We start from the raw sequence: 18146 nt of genomic DNA, 5'->3' as shown, positions 1-18146 counted from the left end.
TCACGCGAGCCAGTCGAGGGTCAGAATCAGCCGGCGCTCACCCGGTGCCGGTTGCGGCGAACGATGAATCAACCCGAAGCCCTCGTTGCCGTACCATTTTTCGCCCTTGAGCAACGCCACTTCACCACAAGCCATTTGCTCACAGTCCTGCGGCTCGCCCTCCACGCTGGCCAGGTTCTTACGATCCATGGCGCCCTCTCTGAGCCACTGACTGCCGATGCCGGCGTAGGTGGTGATCAGCCGCACCGGCACATGATCAACATGAAAACGCGGGCACATGGCGTTATCCAGCACCCGCAAACGCAAGCCGATACGCGTCGCGCCGAGCAAGCAGGCAAACGCGCTGACCAACCATGAAACATCGGCTATAAAGCCTTCATAGCCCTCCAAGTCACTGAAGCTTTCGGCCAGGCCGCGCAGATCGGGATCAGCGTCGTCAGTCGCCAACTCCACCACCAACGACTCGGCCAGCGGTTCGTTCAGCGATAACAACAAGGTGCCGAAGTCGGCGATGTGTGCCGGCAAACAGCGCTGCCAGAGCGCCAGGTTGGTGCCGTCTTCAAGTATCTGCGTGAAGACGTCAGGGGTTTGGCCCTGTACCTGACGAACCACCGGGTGCGCTTTCAGGCTCGGCGCTAACATCAGGCCGCCTCCTCTTCGAGCCATGGACCAAACGGGTCTGCCATCAGACGCCAACCTTCGACACCCAAGGACATTTCGTCATCGTTGAGCAGGCAGTTGTCGAGGCGTGCAGTCAGTTGGGCAAAGTCAATGTTCTGACCGATGAACACCAGTTCCTGACGGCAATCACCCGTGACGGATGTCCAGTTCTCCATGATCGCTGTAGTACTTTCCTGATCCTGCGGCCACTGCGCTTTCGGCACAAAACGCCACCAGCGACCGGCGAACCCGTGACGCATCAAACCACCGGCCTGGGACCAACTACCGGCGTCCTGGTGCTTGCTGGCCAACCAGAAAAAACCCTTGGAGCGCAACAACTTGCCATTCACCCATGGACGATTGATGAAGCTGAAGAAGCGCTGCGGATGAAAGGGCCGACGTGCCCGATAAGCCATTGAAGCGATACCGTATTCAGCAGTTTCCGGCACATGTTCGCCGCGCAACTCCTGCAACCAACCCGGCGCTTGGGAGGCTTTTTCAAAATCGAAGCGGCCGGTGTTGAGGATCTGTTTCAGCGGTACTTCGCCCATGACCATCGGGATAATGTGCGCCTGAGCGTTGAGCCGTTTGAGGATTGCGATCAACTCTTCGCGCTCCGAGCTGCTGATCAGATCGATCTTGCTGATCAGTAATACGTCAGCGAATTCAATCTGCTCGATCAGCAGGTCGGTGATCGAGCGCTCGTCTTCTTCGCCCAGGGTTTCACCTCGTGAAGCGAGGCTTTCGGCGGCCTGATAATCGAGCAGAAAATTCATCCCGTCGACCACCGTGACCATGGTGTCGAGCCGCGCGATGTCGGCCAGGCTTTGGCCTTCCTCGTCGCGAAAGGTGAACGTTTCCGCCACGGGAAGAGGTTCGGAAATGCCGGTGGACTCGATCAGCAGGTAATCGAAGCGACCGTCCCTGGCCAGTTTGCTGACCTCTTCCAGCAAGTCTTCGCGCAAGGTGCAGCAGATGCAGCCGTTGCTCATCTCGACGAGTTTTTCTTCGGCGCGGTTCAAGGTGACATCGCGCTGAACTTCGCTGCCGTCAATATTGATTTCGCTCATGTCATTGACGATCACCGCAACCCGGAGGTTCTCGCGGTTGCGCAGTACGTAGTTGAGCAGCGTGCTTTTGCCGGCGCCGAGAAAGCCGGACAACACGGTAACGGGGAGACGATTGGGCATCAGGTATTCCTCATCAGGAGTAGCCGGTCAAATCGCCCGTTGATGGCGTTCGCGCAGCTCTTCACGTTCTTTGGCTTCGATACACAGGGTGGCGGTGGGCGAGGAGTTCTTGTTCCGTCAGGGGCGGATCACAGGTCAGGCAACCGTTTTATGTTATAGTATAACAACACAAATAAGCCAATCCCCTCTTGCTCCCAACGACGAAGGGCGCAATGCTTGAGCCCGTTCGCACCACGAGAAAACCTATGCATAACGCCTTGAAATGCACGCTGTTAAGCCTTTCGCTGTTGGCCGCGGCAAACGCTTGCGCGCAGGCACCGAGCCTGGCGAAGTGCACGCGCAGCGCCAATCTGCTGGCCTGCGTGGACCCCGACGGCAATGCTTACAGCGTCGCCACGGCGGGCAGTACGACCTACATGCGCGGGTTTGAAGTGAGCGGTAAACGCTACTGGGCGCAGACCAGCAGCCGTTACGGCCAACTGACGTTCTTCACCGGTTTGGCGTCCGACGGCGAAGCCTGGGTCGGTTACAGCCGCCGCGTTGGCTGGACCACCCTTAATCGGTTTTCCAGCTCCGGCGGTTCCAGCGGCAAATTCACCTGTAGCCGACTGACTGGCTGCTAGACCTGCGATTTTTGCTGCGACTGCTGCCAGGCCATGTAGCTGTTCACGGGCGGATTCTTCTGAAAATAGCGCTGTAAACCTTCAAAAAGACCGTCGGCTACCGCCTTTTGGTGCCGCGCCGTTACCAGCCGCCGACTGTCGCGGGCGTTGGACATGAAGCCGGTCTCGACCAGAATCGATGGCACATCCGGTGACTTCAGCACTGCAAAACCGGCCTGCTCCACGCGTTTCTGATGCAGCGTAGTAATGCCCGCCAGGCTGCCGAGCACCGAGTTGCCGAGCTGCAAACTGGCGGCGATGGTGGCGCTCATCGACATGTCGAGGATCACTCCGGCGAGCATCGGATCCTTGTCCTTCAAGTTGAGCAGACTGGTCGCACCCAGCAAGTCGGCACCGTTTTCCCGTTGCGCCATGAAGCGCGCCGTGGCCGAAGTCGCACCCCCTTCGGACAATGCGTAAACCGAAGCGCCAGACGCCGTGAGCCGTGGCGCCGCGTCAGCGTGCACCGAGATGAACATGTCGGCCTTGTGCGTACGGGCGATCTCCACGCGCTTGCGTAGCGGCACGAAGAAGTCGTCGTTGCGCACCAATTTCACATCAAAACCTTTCTCGCGCTTCAAACGCTTGGCCAGCAATTGTGCGATGGACAGCACCACGTCTTTCTCGCGCTCGCCTTTGGCGCCAATCGCGCCGGGGTCCTTACCACCGTGGCCGGGGTCAACCACGACGATGATGTCGCGCTTGGGATGAGCCTTGCCGAGCGGTGTTTCACGCTGAACAAAAGGCGCAGCCGCAGCGATCTGCGCAGGCGCCGCGCTGAGCAGGTCGAGCACCAGGCGATGGCCCTGCCCGTCCTGTGGCGGCAGTTGAAAACTATTGAGTCGCACCGGGCCAGTCAGGTCGAGCACGATCCGCGTAATGCCTTGCCCGAAGTGCCCTGAACGAATCGAACGAATCACCGTGTTGGTGAGCGCTAATTGGCTGAAGTCACCGCTGAGTTGCGCACCGCTCAAGTCGATGATCAGTCGCTCGGGCGCGCTCAACGAGAAGGTTTTGTACTGCACCGGTCCGCTCAGATCGAGTACCAGGCGAAGCTTGTCATCCGAACGCCAGAGCCGCGCATTGCGGATCTGCGTCGCCGACGCGCCGAAAGGTAAAACCAGCGCAGCGCTGGCCAACAACAGTTTGAGCAATTGTCGCCTGTGCATAGTGAAAGACCGCTCGAGAAAAAGGCATCGTCGATTTTATTGTTATAATATAACATGGCAAAACATTTCCAACGATGGACCTGCTCATGAATGCGCTGACTCTGCCGGATATCGCCGCGCAGGCCTCACGCCAAGCCTTGCCACTCGAATGGGTGGGCATGTGCGGCATTGCTCTTCCTGTTGTGTTCGACGGCCAGCGATTAAGCGCGAGAGCCGACGCAGGCGTCAGTCTCAATGATGGCGAAGCGCGCGGCATCCATATGTCGCGGCTGTATCTGGCGCTGGAAATGCTTGAACAGGAAAACCTAACCCCGGCGCTGTTGCGGCACGTTCTGCAACGCTTCCTCGACAGCCACAAGGGTTTATCCAATGCCGCTTACCTGCGCATTCACGCCGATTTACTGCTCAAACGCCCAGCCTTGATCAGCCCTTTGGCCGGTTGGAAAAGCTATCCGATCACCGTCGAAGCACGTTTTGAAAACGCAGTGTTCCACGTGGAACTAAAAATTGAGGTGTCTTACTCGTCCACGTGCCCCTGTTCAGCTGCACTTTCGAGACAACTTATTCAGCAGCAGTTCATCGACGACTTCGCCAACAAACCATTGCAGCACGCTGACATTCTGGCTTGGCTCGGCTCTTCGAAAGGCATCGTCGCGACGCCGCACAGTCAACGCAGCAGTGCGCAATTGCGGCTACGACTGGATGACTATCTGGACGATCTGCCCTTGATCGCGGCGATCAACGACGCCGAAGCCGCGCTCGGCACCGCCGTTCAAACCGCAGTCAAACGCGCCGACGAACAAGCCTTCGCTCTCGCTAACGGTCAAAACCTGATGTTCTGCGAAGACGCTGCACGACGTTTGAATCTGGCGTTGAAACGCTCGTCCGGCATCAAGGCATTTCAATTGCGCGTGGTTCACGCCGAAAGTCTGCACGCCCACGATGCGGTCGCCGAAAGTCGTTGGAACTGGGAGGCCGCATGATTCGTTGCCAAGGACTCCGCTGGGGTGCACCCGGCCAACCACTGACGCCCCCCGTCGATGTCGAGTTGCCCACTGGTAGCCTGACGGCAGTAATCGGCGCCAACGGCTCGGGTAAAAGCAGCTTGCTGAAAGTCATCGCAGGCCTGCAAAAACCGTTAGCGGGCAAAGTCGTCCTCGATGTTTCACCACGGGGTGGTTTGTCTTTTTTGCCACAACAACAGCACCTTGACCGACAGTTCCCCATCAGCCTCCAAGCGTTGGTGAGCGCCGGATTCTGGGGCAGCAAACAAGCGCCAGACGTTCGCCGCCAACGCCTCGACAGCGTGCTGAATGACTGGTGTTTGAACGGTTTGGAGCAACGCCCATTGATGGCGTTGTCGGGCGGCGAATTGCAACGCGCCCTGCTCGCCCGTTTGAGCCTCGCCGAGACGCCGCTGTTGTTGCTCGACGAGCCTCACGCAGCGCTGGATGACCTCGGCCAGGCGCTGCTGTGGAAACACATCCACACCTGGCACAACGAAGGCCGAACGCTGGTCGTGGTGTGTCATGACCTGGCTGCGGTTCGACAGCACATGCCTCAAGCATTGCTGATCAAAAACACTGGCTGCGCCCTGGCGCCGAGCCGTGAACTGATTCTCCAGCAACCACACACGCAGGTGGCGTAATGCTCGTCGCTGCGCAACTTTGGCAACCCTTCCACGAATTCGTGTTCATGCGCCGAGCCCTCATCGGCGGTCTGGTATTGGCTTGCAGCACTGCACCGCTTGGGGTGTTTTTGATCCTGCGGCGTATGAGTCTGATCGGCGACGCCGTGGCTCACGGCATCTTGCCCGGTGCCGCGTTAGGGTTCTGGTTCGCCGGTTTGAGCTTGCCAGCGCTGACCATCGGAGGCCTCGGCGCCGGCCTGAGTATGGCCGGATTGGCGGCATGGATCACCCGCCGCACCGGTCTTCGGGAGGATGCAAGCCTCGCGGCGATCTACCCCATCTCGTTGGCCAGCGGCGTGTTGATTCTGGGGATCGCCGGAAAACGCCTCGACTTGCTCCACCTGCTGTTCGGCTCGGCGTTGGCCGTCGACGGCCCGACGTTGACCGGCATGCTGTGGGTCTCGGGGATCAGCCTGATCGCCATGGCGCTGATCTATCGGCCACTGCTGCTGGACACCCTTGACCCGTTATTTCTTCAAACCGTCAGCCGTCTTGGCCCGTTGGCCCACGGTGTGTTTTTGACCCTGGTGGTGCTGAATCTGGTGATCGGTTTCCAGGCCATCGGTGCACTGATGGTGGTCGGTTTAATGATGTTACCGGCCGCCGCTTCACGCTTCTGGAGCCGCCACTTGCCGATGCTGATGGCCATCGCCGGGCTGCTCGGCTGCCTCTCGGTATGGCTCGGTCTGTTGCTGTCGTTCTACTACTCGCTGCCCAGTGGCCCGGCCATCGTGCTGGTGGCCGGCGCGTTGTACCTGCTGTCCGTGGTGTTCGGTCCGGTGCACGGTTTACTGCGCCGCCCGCCTTCGCTCACATCCCAATGAGGTGTTTCCCGATGCGCGCTCTACTTGTGCTGTTCAGTGTGTGGTTGTCGATGTCGCTATCAACGGCATCGGCAGCAGAAAAGCTCCCGGTGGTCACCAGCTTCAGCATCCTTGCCGACATGGTTCATCAGGTAGGCGGTGAGCATATTCAGATCACCAACATGGTCGGTCCGGATGCTGACGCTCACACCTACGAGCCCACTCCGGACGACGCCAAGGCCCTGCTCAAGGCCAAGCTGATCTTCAAGAACGGCCTCGGTTTCGAGCCATGGCTGGACCGCATGGTTGCCAGTACCTCCACCAAAACCCCGGTAATCACTGTCAGCCGCGGAGTCATTCCAAGGACCATGAATGAGGGCGGTGAGACCATGCCCGACCCACACGCCTGGCACAATCTGGCGAATACCGAACTCTATGTGAACAACATCACCAAGGCGCTGATTGCCGCAGACCCGGTGAACAAAGCCGACTACGAACACAACAGCCAGACCTACCTGAAACAGATCTACCATTTGCTGGCAGAAGCCAAAGCCAAGCTCGGCGCATTACCGCCGGGTAACCGCAAGATCGTTACCTCTCATGACGCCTTCGGCTATCTGGGTCAGGCGTACGGCATCGACTTCATGGCACCTCAAGGCTTGTCCACCGAACGTGAGCCGTCCGCCGCCGAAGTCGCCGCATTGATCACGCAGATCCGTCAGGCCAAGGTCAAAGCGGTGTTCATGGAAAACATCAGGGACGCCCGGCTGCTCAAGCAAATCGCCGATGAAAGCGGCGCGCAAATTGGTGGCACCCTGTACTCGGACGCGCTCGCCGCCGAAGGTCCGGCCAGCACCTTTGCGGGGCTGTTCGAATACAACCTCAACACGCTTTACGACGCCTTGAGCACGCCATGATCTGCAAGCAGCGGGATCTGGGGCGGATGAGTGTTGAGGCGATGTGTGAACGGTTGCGGATCGAAGAGGACGCTATCGCTGGCAAGGCCAGGGCCTTGCCAGCGATAGATATCAGGCGCGAGGTTTGACCGCCCCGCAATCCTGCCCGAGCCACACGGCGCGAGTATCCATGCTGCCGTTTTGCTGGACGCCGGTGGCGTTGAACGTGCCGTTGACCGTGGTGTTGAACTCACGGTCGCTAAGGAACGTAGCAACACCGGCGCCCTGCGCTTTCGGACAACTGAAGCGGAACTTCCATTGGTTGCCGGTGCGGTCGGTGACCTGCTGAGTGCAACCCGACTGCGGATCTTGCAGGGGAATGGTATCGGATTGAACCTGTGCCTGAGTCAGGCACACGCGAATCCCTTTACCGCCCATAGTGATGCCCTGTTTCTCCAGTGCAGCCTTTTGTGCCGGCGTCATCTGGCTGCCCAACTGGTTAAGGATCAACTGCAGATCCGGCAGATTCTGGTCATCAACCTTCATGTTACTTGAGGTCAATTCCCACAAACCCGGTTGCAGCATCTGTGCTTGAGCGACCACAGGAAGTGACAAGCCAACAGCCATGGCCAAACCCAGCAGACGTACGTTCATCGAGTAACTCCTAGACATTAGTGGCCGTTAGACGTCGCCAATCTACTTCGGTTGCATGTCTAATTAAATAGCGACATTCACCGTGGAACATGGTCTGTTAAGCATTGAATTGTCAGGAGCACGATTGCCCCATGGATTTTTTTGGACCCCATCTTTTCGCTTATCTGATCGCACTCATCCACTCGCTGGGCACGATCGCGGCCATTCATGCCGTATTGACCGTCAGGACTGCTCAAGGCTCGATTGCCTGGGCCTTGTCACTGGTGTTCATACCCTATCTGACGCTCATCCCTTATCTGGTCTTTGGTCGCAGCAGCTTCGACGCTTATATCAAGGCGCGTCGACAGGCCAACGAAGAAATGCGCAAGGCCATCGCCGATCTGGACTGGCGCCCGTGGGTCGAGGAAGCGTTAACCGCGCGCGCCTCTAATGCCTACGCGTCGTTGCGGGCGATGCCGAAGCTGGGGCGGATGCCGTGCCTGGCGAACAATCAGGTGCGCCTGTTGATCAACGGCCATTCGACCTTTGATGCGATTTTCGAAGCGATACGCACCGCCCGCGAAGCTGTGCTGATTCAGTTCTTCATCATCCATGACGACCAGCTCGGCCGACGCCTGCAAACACTGCTGATGGAAAAATCCGCGGAAGGTGTCGCCATTTACCTGCTCTACGATCGAATCGGTAGCCACTCCCTGCCTTACAGCTACGTTGAACCTTTGCGCGATGCCGGGGTGCAGGTCGAAGCATTCGCCACACGCAGTGGCTGGCTCAATCGGTTCCAGGTGAACTTCCGTAACCACCGCAAGATTGTCGTGGTCGACGGTCTGCAGGGATTTGTCGGCGGGCATAACGTCGGCGACGAATACATGGGCGAGAAACCACCGCTGGCACCGTGGCGCGATACCCACGTTGCCGTCAGCGGCCCCGTGGTTGCGTGCATGCAGGAGTCATTCGCGGAAGACTGGTTCTGGGCCTCCCGCAAACTGCCACCGCTGATACTGCCGCAGAGCTACCCCGATGACGGCGTGCTCTGCCAACTGCTGGCCAGTGGCCCGGCGGACCCTTACGAAACCTGCTCACTGTTTTTCGTTGAAGCCATCCAGTCCGCGACCGAGCGCGTGTGGATCACCAGCCCGTATTTCATTCCTGATGAGGCAGTGTTTGCCGCGCTGCGCCTGGCGGTGCTGCGCGGGGTCGATGTGCGAATTCTGCTGCCATCTCGCCCGGATCACCGGATCGTCTACGCCGCCTCCAGCCTGTACGCCTTCGAAGCGGTACGCGCCGGGGTTCGGGTGTTCCGTTACCAGCCGGGTTTCCTGCATCAGAAGGTCGTGTTGATCGACAGCGAAATCAGCGCCATCGGCAGTGCGAATCTGGACAACCGTTCGTTCCGACTCAACTTCGAAGTGATGCTACTGACCGTCGACAGCACATTCGCTAATGAGGTGGAACACATGCTCAACGACGACTTTGCTCAGGCCCACGAAATTGCCAAAGGCGAAAGCCGCAAGACCCACCGCCTGCAACAGCTTGGCATGCGGATCGCCCGGCTTATCTCGCCGATCCTTTAAGGGTTGTAGATGTCGTCACGCGTCCACGGTAGCTCATGGCTGCCGTCGGCGTGGGTCTTGACCGCGAGGATCTGGTGCAAGTTGATCCAGCCCCGCGCAAACGCGTAGGCGCAGCCTGCCAGATACAGTCGCCAGATCCGCAACGCCTGCACTGGAACCTCTTTAGAAGCGGCTTCCAGGTTGTCCTCTAGCCGCTCGCTCCAGTGGTCCAGCGTGCGTGCGTAATGCAAGCGCAGGCTTTCGACATCGACGATCTCCAATCCCGCGTCACTGATCTCGGCCGAGATCATCGACAGGTGCGGCAATTCCCCGTTGGGGAAAACGTAACGCTCGATGAACTCACCGGCACCGCGCCCCACTGGCCGGCCATCGATGTGTTTGGCGGTAATGCCGTGGTTCATCACCAGGCCACCTTCGCGCACGACACCGAACAATGTCTTGCAGTACTCCGCCAGGTTGGCATGCCCGACGTGTTCGAACATGCCGACACTCACGACCTTATCAAACCGCCCGTCCTGCGGCAGGTCGCGGTAATCGAGCAGCTGTAGCTCGACCTGATCCTGCAAACCTTCAGCGATCACCCGTTCCCGGGCCAACGCCAGTTGCTCTTTACTCAAGGTGATGCCAAATACTTTCACCCCAAACTCCCGCGCAGCATAACGCGCCAACCCTCCCCAGCCGCAGCCGACATCCAACAGATACTCGCCGGGTTGCAGGCGTAGTTTGCGACACAGGTGGCGAAACTTTGCTTGTTGGGCCTGTTCCAGGGTTTCGCTGCCGGTCTCGAAGTAGGCGCAGGAGTACGCCATGTCACTGTCGAGCCAGAGCTGATAGAAGGCATTCGAAAGATCGTAGTGATAGGAAATTGCCGCCGCGTCAGTGGCTTTGTCATGGACAGAGCGCACCGGTTGATTGTCGTCAGCTTCATTCAGCAAAGCCTGGCTCCACTCATCACACACCCGGATCACATCGCTGATCGAGCCTTCGAGTTCGAGCTTGCCCTCGACGAAGGCAGCCCCCAGCAAGTCGAGGCTTGGGCGGGTGAATTGAGACACCAGTTGCGGGTCCTTGACCACAATCGTGACGCTGGGCGCGGGCCCCAGATTAAATTCATGACCATCCCAGAGTCGCAAGCGAAGCGGTAATTGCAGATTCTGTAAGGCCGGCGGAAGTTGCGCGAGCATGAATAGCCCCCCTTGTTTCAGACGTCTGAATTGAGGGTAGACCATCATGGAAAATTAGCTGGCTATCGATTTAATAGCCTTTTCCTATAAGTCACGACGGAGCAACAAACTGTCGTAAACCCATTGCTTCAGCCACGTGACGGCCTGAAGAGGTGCGCCCTCTTCACAGTTGACTGTCAATTGTGCGCACAGTTCGGCAAAGCTCCACGTTCAGCGCCTGTGCCTTATCAGGCGGCAGGCTGACCTGGTAAGGCCAGGCCCTCAACCCTCTTCTTTCAGCTTGAGCAGCGGCTCCTGGAACCGCAGCAAACGCCCGGCATTGCCCAGCACCAGCAAAGTGCTCAGGTTATGCAGGACCGCAGCAATCATCGCCCCCGCGGCCCCCAGCCAGCCAAACGCGGCGAACGCAACAATCGCCAGCGTCCAGCCCAGACCAATGATCACATTGACCTGCAGGGTCTGCCGGCACTGGCGACTCAGGCGTACACAGGTGCCGAGCCGACGCAAATCGCTGCCGATCAACACGATGTCGGCCGAGGCCAGAGCAATGTCCGCCCCGCCCGCACCCATGGCCACACCAACCACACCGGCCTTGAGCGCCAACGAATCGTTGATGCCATCGCCCACCACCATCGGCCGGAAACCATTGTCGATTTCGGTCAGAACCCGATTGAGTTTGTCTTCCGGTAAGGCTTGAGCCTCGACATCGCTGATCCCGACTTCCTGGGCCAGGCTGTGGGCGACGCTCTGCCGATCACCCGTCAACAACAACTGCCGGCCAAGGCCCAGCTCGCGCAGTTCTCTCATGGCAAAACGCGCTTCCGGTTTGACGCTGTCCGCCAGCAACAACCACGCAAGGAAACGCCCATTCAACGCCAGACCGGCAATAGGCCCGTCGTGCTCCGGCACGGTCGAGGTGGCGATGCCCAATTGCGCAAACAACTCCGGTCGGCCGAGCGCCGCTTCGCCCTGCTCGGTCATCGCCACCACACCCAGGCCCTGGCGTTCGCGAATGTCCGACAGCAGCAGGAAATGCTCCTGAGCGACCAACCCGGCCAACGCCCGACTGACCGGGTGACTGCTGGCCGAGCCGAGGCTGGCGGCCAGCTTCAGCAAGGGGCCGCGGTCCTCGATCGGGCTGTCGATTGACTGTAAACGCAACGTGCCGAACGTCAGGGTGCCGGTCTTGTCGACCACCAGTGATGTCAGGTCCGCCAACTCTTCGAGGAATGCCGAGCTGCGAATCAGGATCCCGTGGCGCGCCGCCACCGCGATCCCGGCAATCGCGGTGGCCGGGGCCGACAGCACCAACGCGCACGGGCACGCGGCAACCAGTACCGCGAGCATCGCTTGCGCATCATTGGTGACAAACCAGGTCACAGCGGCCAACAGCAACACCAACACCATGTAGCTGCCGGCATAGCGTTCCAGCAAACGGGTGATCGGTGGTTTGGAGCGCTCGGCACTTTGCATCAGCGCAATGACTTTGCCGAGGGTCGATTCGTTACCGGTGCGGGTCACTTCCAGCCGCAGCAAACCATCAAGGTTGATCGCCCCGCCGAATACCTGCATGCCGACAGTGGCCTCAAGCGGCACCGACTCACCGGTAATCGGCGCGGTGTCCAGGCTCGCCTGGCCAGACAGCACCAATCCATCGGCCGGTACTCGATCGCCTGCGCGCACTTCGACGATGTCTCCAGCCTTCAACGCAGCGTTGTCGATTTCGATTATCGAGCCATCGGCCTGAACCTTGCGGGCGTGGCTACGCGTCAGACGACCCAGCGCGTGGATCGCTTCCTGCGAGCCAATCACACTGCGCTCTTCCAGCACGTGGCCAAAGATCATGATGATCGGCAACAAGGCCGCGGTCAGCAGATCGCCCGTAGCCCAGGCCCCCATCATCGCCAGAGCGATCAGTTGATCGGTGATCCCGTGCAGGCTCGGGTAACGCAGGCTGTACCAGGCCGAACGCATGACCGGAACGGCTACCAGCAACGAAGCCAGCCCGAGCAACAACTGGCTGACACCGGTTTGCTCCGGCGACAACCAGCGCCAGACCAGCCCCAGACCGAGCAAGCCCAAAGCGAGCATCGCCAAGGTCAATTGGCGTGCAGCGCTGCGTTGTTCGGCCGTGCTGAGCATGCTTGGCGCGGCGGCGGTTTGAGCTGTCATTGTTCGGCTCCCTGAATGATCAGGCGGGAATCGTCTTTAGGGTTGACCGTCGTGACCGAGCCGGCTTGGCCGAGAATTTTCGGCATACGCTCGCGGTAGATCCGCAGAAGCATTTCCGGGTCGGTCCCCTTCTGTTGCGCCTGCGCCAAGCTGAGCACCGCAGCGGTGTCGGCCGACGCTTTGGCCAGGCGTTCGCTGGCTTGAGCGTGAGCCACTTGCAGTGCGCGGTCAGCTTGCTGGGTAGCGGTCTGAGTGAGTTTTTCGGCATCAGTACGTGCGTTGGCGACGGCTTTATCTGCCTGCTGACTGGCGGTCAGTACCGCGTTGAAAGCATTGACCGCAGGTCCGGGCAGACTCGATTGCACGTCGACCCGGGCGACCTCGATGCCCAGTCCCTGCCCCGTCGCGGCTAACTCGGCCAAGCGTTGATTGATCCCTTGCACCAGATCACCGCGCAGGCGTTCGCGACGTTCGGCGGCCTGATTGTCAGCACCGATCAACTCCGGCCGAGCGACCAGAATAGTGTCGAGGTCTCGCGCAGCCGTCAGCGCCACCGCACTGCGAGTCACCAAACGATCCAGCGCCGGCAGTACATGTTCACCCTGCCGGACGAAGGCGTAAGGTTCGGTCACTTTGTAAAACACCCGAACGTCCAGTTGAACCACGCCCGAATCGCCGGTGAGCAAATACCCCGAGCCGGCCAGCGCATCGCTGAGCGGTGTGGCGAAACTCGCCACTCGCTCACCTTGCAGTGCGGCATCAGAGCGCAGCAGATTCTCTACCCGCCGCTCGATCACCCGATCCGCCGCCGGCAACAAAATCACCTGTTCGAACGGACGCGGCCACGCCAACAGCAAACCGGCGTTCTGAATACGATCCAGTGCTCCGAAGTGCAACACCACGGCGCGATTCTGCGGATCAATTTGCCGCACATTGGAGAAAGCCCAAGCCAACGCAGCCAGCACCGTAATCGCATAAAGCGCGAGAAATGTCAGGCGCCCCGCCTGAATCCACGGGCTGCCAAGTTCATTTGTTCCACGTGGAACCACACTCATGGCTGCGACCCGGATTTGTTATCCAGTGTCGGTGGCCCATCCACCAACACCCGGAATGGCGCGGCATCGGTACGCAGGATCAGCTTGGTGCCCGGCGTTACCATCGTGCCCAAGGTGTCCAGCGAACGCAGCAAGTTGTACAACTGCGGCGAACCAGCGTAAGCCTTGCCGTAGATTTGCGCGGCTTCAACCCGCGATTGAGCCTCAATGTCTGCAGCTTTCACCGTGGCGTCGGCCTGGACGATACGCGCATCGCGCTCGGCGGCAGAACGGATTTGCGCCGCTTCGCGCTTACCGATAGCCGTGCGTTCAGTGGCAATGGTTTCACGCTCGGCGCGCATACGGTCGACGGTTGCGGTCAGGGTTACGGACGGCAATGTCAGCCGTTCGATGCCCACTTGCAGCACACGCACGCCGTAAGTGGTCAGCAGTTGCTGATCGATCTGCTTACGCAGTTGCGCCTCAAAATCAGCGATATGCACCTGGTTGGCGTCGGTGTTCACCAGATTGGCCAGGTCGAAACTGCTGGCGGTAGTTTCGAGCGCGGAGCCCACAAACGTACGAATCTGCCGCGCCGCCTCGTCCGGTTGGTTCTGCACCGCTCGCATGAAGCGCTGCACATTGTCCGGATCACCCTGCACCTGCCACGCGACGTAGGCCTGAACGATGATCCGCAAACCATCGCGTGTGCCCACGTCCTGCAAACCGCTGGAGGTGGTACGCAGTCGCAGGTCTACCGGAATCGCCGCCTCGAACGGTGCCGGCCAGCGCCAGCCGAGGCCTGGCTCCAGCAGTACTCGCGAAGGATTGCCAAAACGGGTAATCACCGTCGCCTCGCCCGAGCGCACTTGCACCAGACTGGCCGCGGCAATGGCAAACAGTACCAGCAGCGCCGCCCAGCCCATACGCCGCCACGGGAACGGACCCGCCTCTTGCGGATCACCATGGTGATGATGATGGTGGCCGTGATGATGTCCGCCATGGTCATGGCCGACGTGGTCGTGATGATCATGCGGCTCGTGGGTATGTGACGGGCTCAATTGACGGCTCCTGACTGAACGGGTTGACGTGACGGCGCAGTGTCAGTCGGTAAAGTGGCGGGTAACGCGTAGCTGCGTAAGTCGATGGTCGGCGTGCTGTTGCCGCCCAGACGATGATCAAGAACCAGCACTTTGGCGTTGGCCAGGCCTTGCGACAGCTGGGCGAAGTATTGCTCCAGCACGAAGGCCCGACCGGCTGCCGCGTAAGCCTTGCGCTCGGCTGCAAAACGCAAGTCGGCGGCCTGGGCCGTGGCGTTGACTTCGCGGGCCGTGGCCAGCGCCTGGTCATGGGCGACACTGGCCTGAAATTGCGCCTGATTGGTCTGCTCGGCAGCCGCACCGCGCTCGCGCGAGATCAAGGCTTGCGCGCCAATTTGCGCGGCTTGCACACCGTGATAGGCGTTGGCCGCACCGGCCGGCGGATGAATGGCTTCGACGACTGTGGCGAGGATTTCCACGCCGCTGTCGAGTTTCTGCAAATCAGCCTGCACCGCACGACCAATGTCTTCGGCGAGTCCTATCCGATCTGCGCCTAGTAAACCGTCGAGGGTCCGTGAGGCGAAGTCGTGCACCAGAATCCGGCTGGCGGTGCTGCGAATCAGCGTCGGGACATCGGCGCTGTTGTAAGTCGCGGCCAACGCCGCCTGATCGCTCAGACCGATGCGATAAACGAAACGCACGTCCATGTTGACGATCTGGAAGCTCTGTTTATCGTTGCTGCTACTGGCAATCACCTGAGACTTGTCATTCACGTGGCTGGCGTCCCACAACCGATTGGCAATGGCCGGCGCAGGCCCCTCCGCAGGATCGGCCACCGTCACCGCTGGCGCGTCACCGACGCTGGTCGCCAATTCGTGAACCACGCCATTTTCGACGCTTAGCACCCGACCCAGCGGCCAAGGCAAACCCGCATGCAAACCCGGACCAAACACCTGCACCGGTTTGCCGAAGCGCTCGTAGATCCCCCGCGCTTGCAGCGGTATTTCGTGAATCCCGGTGAGCAGCCAACCCACGACCAGCACCACGGTCAGCACAGGCAAGAATGCCCGACGCATATAAGTGAAAGCCCAGATCTGCCGCAGGTCGATGCCAAAACGGTTATGCAGCTCGTGCTGCAACGCCAGCAAGGGTTGTGGCGGCCAACGCAACATATCCGCGACAAAACTTCGCGCCAGCAACGTCGGTTCGAGCAGATCGCGACGCGGACTGAACAACGACAACACCGCACGCAGCAACAATTCTGCGGCGACCAGCCCCGGCAGTAAACCAATCAACACCGCCAGGCGCACCGGCCAGACGGCAGTTTCGCTGCTGAACAACAGGCAGAATGCGCTGGTCACCAGACAGATGATCGCCACGCGGGTGAGCTGCGCCAACTGCCCGGCTTCGGGCCACTCGGCGGGATTTTCCTGGGCCAGTTGGCGCTCGCACACCAGCAAACCGAACGCCAGGAGCAACGATAGCGCTGCCCCGACACTGGCCGAAAGGCCCAGCGCAGCAGCGGGTAACGTCAGGTTCCAGAACTGTTCGAGGCTGAACAACGCCAGCAATGACCAACCAGCCAGCCACAACGTCGGCGCGCCGATCTGCGCCAGCAACCCGGCCCATCGCTCGCTGATGCGTGTCAGCAGGCGTTCATACCAGCCCTGCGCCTCAAGAGGCTCGACGGTTTCCGCAGCCAGCACAACCACCGGTTCAACCAGCGCCCGCGCTCGCCATTGGGTAATCCACCAGGCCGATTGCAGACCCGCCACCCCCACGATCAACGCCGAGGACTGACTGACCAATAGCGGCGCCCAGAGCGATTGCGGTGCAAACAGCCCGACAAAAAACGCCAACAACAATCCTGCCACCGCGAGACTCGCCAGGCCGATGCCCACCCGCTTCAACCGACGTCCGTGAAACACCGCCTGCTGAAAGCGCGGCAGTCCTTCCACGTTCGCCCCCTCAGCCTCCAGATCGACTTGCATACCACCTCAGTACTTGCTGTTACGTGAACCAGGCCTGTGGATAAGTCATCAGACCGTTGCATTTATTGCAAATCGTTACGATATAACGATGGTAGTGAATTTACTGTGCTCCGCCCATCACCAAACTCGCACAAATGATGAATCAGAAAGATGAAAGCGTAGCCGGGCTGAGCAAGGGCATCAGCTCGGCAAATGCCCCAGCGGCAGCGGCCCTGGGGTTTTCACGGTGTGAATTGCAAAGTTGCTGCGAATATCACTCACGCCTGGCAACTTGAGCAGGCTGCCGGTCAGAAAGCGCTCATAACCGCGCAAATCCGGGACCACCACTTGCAGCAGAAAATCCGACTCGCCTGACACCAGAAACGCCGAAATCACCTCGGGCAATGCCGTTACTGCCAGACGAAACGCTTCGGCCTCTTCATCGTTGTGGCGCTCCACCTTGACCCCGACAAACACGGTCAACCCCAGCCCCACTTCGTCGCGGTCCAGGTTGGCTTGATACCCGCGAATCACCCCGGCCTCCTCCAGCATCCGCACCCGGCGCAAGCACGGCGAAGCCGACAGGCCGATCTCATCCGCCAGCTGCACGTTGCTCAAGCGACCGTCGCGTTGCAGCGCGGCGAGAATTCGGCGGTCGTAGGCGTCCAGTTTCATGGTTTGGCAGTTCCCGACTGTTTTCGTTCATGGATTGGTAGAAGCTGCCAAGTCTAGCCGTTTCCGAGCGCGACTACGCAAGCACCTGCCCTGCCCTTCGGCCCTAGACTTTGATCACCGAATCGCTAACGAATGGGGCGCAACATGGCAGAACTCTGGATGTTCCTTTTAGCCTTGGCAGTGGTTTACCTGTTGCCCGGGCCGGACATGATTCTGCTGCTGCAAACCGGCGCCCGGCAGGGCAAAGCCGCCGCGCTGGCCACCGCCATCGGCCTGGCGATTGCCCGGGGTTGCCACGTTGCACTGGCCGCACTGGGCTTGGCGACGCTGTTCAAGGCTGCGCCCTGGACCTTTGAAGTGGTGCGCCTCGCGGGTGCGGCCTATCTGCTGTGGCTGGGGATTCAATGCTTGCGTTCGAACATGCTGCCGAACCTGAACGCCAATGGCCCGGCCGCCGCTAAACTGGCGTGGCGCGAGGCGATCCAGCGCGGCTTGCTGACCAATCTGCTCAACCCCAAGGCGCTGCTGTTTTGCTCGGTGCTGTTGCCGCAATTCATCGACCCGCAAGCAGGGCCGGTGTTGACGCAGTTCGCGACCCTGGGCGTGTTGTTGGTGGTGGCCGGTTTGCTGTTCGACAGTTGCTACGCGCTGATCGGCGCCTGGCTCGGGCGCTGGCTGGAACGCAGCCCATCGGCGCAGCGCGTGCAGCAATGGCTGTTTGGCAGCCTGCTGATCGGTTTTGCGCTGCGCCTGACGTTTGTTCAGCAGGCCTGAAA

Annotated in this window: 17 protein-coding genes and 2 pseudogenes; 7 read left to right on the top strand and 12 right to left on the bottom strand. The window is 60.1% G+C overall.

Translation table 11 applies throughout. The features are described 5' to 3' along the window. From BLL42_RS14380 to BLL42_RS29670, 3 genes and pseudogenes are all read right to left on the bottom strand, one after another. Positions 1 to 642, bottom strand: coding sequence for a DUF1826 domain-containing protein (locus tag BLL42_RS14380; RefSeq protein WP_071552698.1), 642 nt, complete (start codon positions 640 to 642; stop codon positions 1 to 3). Continuing rightward, the gene (gene zigA, locus BLL42_RS14375; RefSeq protein ID WP_071552697.1) at positions 642 to 1850 is read right to left on the bottom strand and encodes a zinc metallochaperone GTPase ZigA; all 1209 of its coding nucleotides are present in this window, start codon (positions 1848 to 1850) and stop codon (positions 642 to 644) included. Before zigA ends, BLL42_RS14380 begins: the two co-directional genes overlap by 1 nt. Positions 1851 to 1877: 27 nt before the next feature. Beyond that, positions 1878 to 1949, bottom strand: a pseudogene (locus BLL42_RS29670) (RNA polymerase-binding protein DksA); the annotation flags it as partial. Positions 1950 to 2095: 146 nt separating this feature from the next. Here BLL42_RS29670 and BLL42_RS14370 point away from each other — a divergent pair. Then, positions 2096 to 2473, top strand: a complete 378-nt coding sequence (locus BLL42_RS14370) for a glutamine synthetase (protein ID WP_071552696.1) — start codon at positions 2096 to 2098, stop codon at positions 2471 to 2473. On the opposite strand, the gene BLL42_RS14365 is transcribed toward BLL42_RS14370, so the two are convergent. Beyond that, the gene (locus BLL42_RS14365) at positions 2470 to 3681 is read right to left on the bottom strand and encodes an N-acetylmuramoyl-L-alanine amidase (protein ID WP_071552695.1); all 1212 of its coding nucleotides are present in this window, start codon (positions 3679 to 3681) and stop codon (positions 2470 to 2472) included. The two genes, BLL42_RS14370 and BLL42_RS14365, sit on opposite strands and share 4 nt — an antisense overlap. 86 nt (positions 3682 to 3767) lie before the next feature. Between BLL42_RS14365 and folE2 the strand changes: the two genes are divergently transcribed. The 4 genes from folE2 to BLL42_RS14345 are packed head-to-tail and all read left to right on the top strand — an operon-like array spanning position 3768 to position 7091. Further along, entirely contained in the window at positions 3768 to 4664 is an 897-nt protein-coding gene (gene folE2, locus BLL42_RS14360; RefSeq protein WP_071552694.1) for a GTP cyclohydrolase FolE2, read from the top strand. After that, positions 4661 to 5329, top strand: a complete 669-nt coding sequence (locus BLL42_RS14355; protein ID WP_071552693.1) for a metal ABC transporter ATP-binding protein — start codon at positions 4661 to 4663, stop codon at positions 5327 to 5329. The genes folE2 and BLL42_RS14355 overlap by 4 nt, the downstream gene beginning before the upstream one ends. Continuing rightward, positions 5329 to 6195, top strand: coding sequence for a metal ABC transporter permease (locus BLL42_RS14350; protein WP_071552692.1), 867 nt, complete (start codon positions 5329 to 5331; stop codon positions 6193 to 6195). Before BLL42_RS14355 ends, BLL42_RS14350 begins: the two co-directional genes overlap by 1 nt. Positions 6196 to 6206: 11 nt before the next feature. Beyond that, positions 6207 to 7091: a metal ABC transporter substrate-binding protein gene (locus tag BLL42_RS14345; RefSeq protein ID WP_071552691.1), complete on the top strand. Its 885-nt coding sequence runs from the start codon at positions 6207 to 6209 to the stop codon at positions 7089 to 7091. 111 nt (positions 7092 to 7202) lie between these two features. On the opposite strand, the gene BLL42_RS14340 is transcribed toward BLL42_RS14345, so the two are convergent. Then, positions 7203 to 7724, bottom strand: coding sequence for a DUF3617 domain-containing protein (locus BLL42_RS14340; protein ID WP_071552690.1), 522 nt, complete (start codon positions 7722 to 7724; stop codon positions 7203 to 7205). 131 nt (positions 7725 to 7855) lie between these two features. Between BLL42_RS14340 and cls the strand changes: the two genes are divergently transcribed. Further along, positions 7856 to 9295 (top strand): cardiolipin synthase, encoded by a 1440-nt coding sequence (gene cls / locus BLL42_RS14335; protein ID WP_071552689.1) that lies wholly within the window; start codon positions 7856 to 7858, stop codon positions 9293 to 9295. Here cls and cfaB read toward each other — a convergent pair. The 7 genes and pseudogenes from cfaB to BLL42_RS14305 form a co-directional block, all read right to left on the bottom strand. Next, entirely contained in the window at positions 9292 to 10479 is a 1188-nt protein-coding gene (gene cfaB / locus BLL42_RS14330) for a C17 cyclopropane fatty acid synthase CfaB (protein ID WP_071552688.1), read from the bottom strand. The two genes, cls and cfaB, sit on opposite strands and share 4 nt — an antisense overlap. 84 nt (positions 10480 to 10563) lie before the next feature. Then, positions 10564 to 10686: pseudogene (locus BLL42_RS30490) on the bottom strand (HvfC/BufC N-terminal domain-containing protein); the annotation flags it as partial. 54 nt (positions 10687 to 10740) lie between these two features. After that, complete coding sequence (locus tag BLL42_RS14325; RefSeq protein WP_071552687.1) at positions 10741 to 12651, bottom strand: cation-translocating P-type ATPase; 1911 nt, start codon at positions 12649 to 12651, stop codon at positions 10741 to 10743. Continuing rightward, positions 12648 to 13706: a protease modulator HflK gene (hflK, locus tag BLL42_RS14320; protein ID WP_071552686.1), complete on the bottom strand. Its 1059-nt coding sequence runs from the start codon at positions 13704 to 13706 to the stop codon at positions 12648 to 12650. Before hflK (BLL42_RS14320) ends, BLL42_RS14325 begins: the two co-directional genes overlap by 4 nt. Next, a complete protein-coding gene (hflC, locus tag BLL42_RS14315) occupies positions 13703 to 14746 on the bottom strand; it encodes a protease modulator HflC (RefSeq protein WP_071552685.1) in 1044 nt (347 codons plus the stop codon). The genes hflK (BLL42_RS14320) and hflC overlap by 4 nt, the downstream gene beginning before the upstream one ends. Then, positions 14743 to 16716 carry a protease modulator HflK gene (gene hflK / locus BLL42_RS14310; protein WP_071552684.1) on the bottom strand — a complete coding sequence of 658 codons (1974 nt, stop codon included), beginning with the start codon at positions 16714 to 16716 and terminating at the stop codon, positions 14743 to 14745. Before hflK (BLL42_RS14310) ends, hflC begins: the two co-directional genes overlap by 4 nt. A 180-nt stretch (positions 16717 to 16896) precedes the next feature. Next, positions 16897 to 17370, bottom strand: a complete 474-nt coding sequence (locus BLL42_RS14305; RefSeq protein WP_054594814.1) for an Lrp/AsnC family transcriptional regulator — start codon at positions 17368 to 17370, stop codon at positions 16897 to 16899. Between the two features lie 144 nt (positions 17371 to 17514). Here BLL42_RS14305 and BLL42_RS14300 point away from each other — a divergent pair, with 144 nt between their 5' ends. Continuing rightward, a complete protein-coding gene (locus BLL42_RS14300) occupies positions 17515 to 18144 on the top strand; it encodes a LysE family translocator (RefSeq protein WP_071552683.1) in 630 nt (209 codons plus the stop codon). The last annotated feature ends 2 nt before the right edge of the window (positions 18145 to 18146 follow it).

The organism is Pseudomonas frederiksbergensis, assembly GCF_001874645.1.
Lineage (GTDB): Bacteria > Pseudomonadota > Gammaproteobacteria > Pseudomonadales > Pseudomonadaceae > Aquipseudomonas > Aquipseudomonas frederiksbergensis_B.
Note: the sequence above shows the minus strand (reverse complement) of the source record. Positions and strands in the feature narration are given on the sequence as shown.

Coding starts and splice junctions, on each gene's coding strand:
- BLL42_RS14380 (WP_071552698.1), bottom strand. CDS start 642: ATGTTAGCGCCGAGCCTGAAAGCGCACCCGGTGGTTCGTCAGGTACAG.
- zigA (WP_071552697.1), bottom strand. CDS start 1,850: ATGCCCAATCGTCTCCCCGTTACCGTGTTGTCCGGCTTTCTCGGCGCC.
- BLL42_RS14370 (WP_071552696.1), top strand. CDS start 2,096: ATGCATAACGCCTTGAAATGCACGCTGTTAAGCCTTTCGCTGTTGGCC.
- BLL42_RS14365 (WP_071552695.1), bottom strand. CDS start 3,681: ATGCACAGGCGACAATTGCTCAAACTGTTGTTGGCCAGCGCTGCGCTG.
- folE2 (WP_071552694.1), top strand. CDS start 3,768: ATGAATGCGCTGACTCTGCCGGATATCGCCGCGCAGGCCTCACGCCAA.
- BLL42_RS14355 (WP_071552693.1), top strand. CDS start 4,661: ATGATTCGTTGCCAAGGACTCCGCTGGGGTGCACCCGGCCAACCACTG.
- BLL42_RS14350 (WP_071552692.1), top strand. CDS start 5,329: ATGCTCGTCGCTGCGCAACTTTGGCAACCCTTCCACGAATTCGTGTTC.
- BLL42_RS14345 (WP_071552691.1), top strand. CDS start 6,207: ATGCGCGCTCTACTTGTGCTGTTCAGTGTGTGGTTGTCGATGTCGCTA.
- BLL42_RS14340 (WP_071552690.1), bottom strand. CDS start 7,724: ATGAACGTACGTCTGCTGGGTTTGGCCATGGCTGTTGGCTTGTCACTT.
- cls (WP_071552689.1), top strand. CDS start 7,856: ATGGATTTTTTTGGACCCCATCTTTTCGCTTATCTGATCGCACTCATC.
- cfaB (WP_071552688.1), bottom strand. CDS start 10,479: ATGCTCGCGCAACTTCCGCCGGCCTTACAGAATCTGCAATTACCGCTT.
- BLL42_RS14325 (WP_071552687.1), bottom strand. CDS start 12,651: ATGACAGCTCAAACCGCCGCCGCGCCAAGCATGCTCAGCACGGCCGAA.
- hflK (WP_071552686.1), bottom strand. CDS start 13,706: ATGAGTGTGGTTCCACGTGGAACAAATGAACTTGGCAGCCCGTGGATT.
- hflK (WP_071552684.1), bottom strand. CDS start 16,716: ATGCAAGTCGATCTGGAGGCTGAGGGGGCGAACGTGGAAGGACTGCCG.
- BLL42_RS14305 (WP_054594814.1), bottom strand. CDS start 17,370: ATGAAACTGGACGCCTACGACCGCCGAATTCTCGCCGCGCTGCAACGC.
- BLL42_RS14300 (WP_071552683.1), top strand. CDS start 17,515: ATGGCAGAACTCTGGATGTTCCTTTTAGCCTTGGCAGTGGTTTACCTG.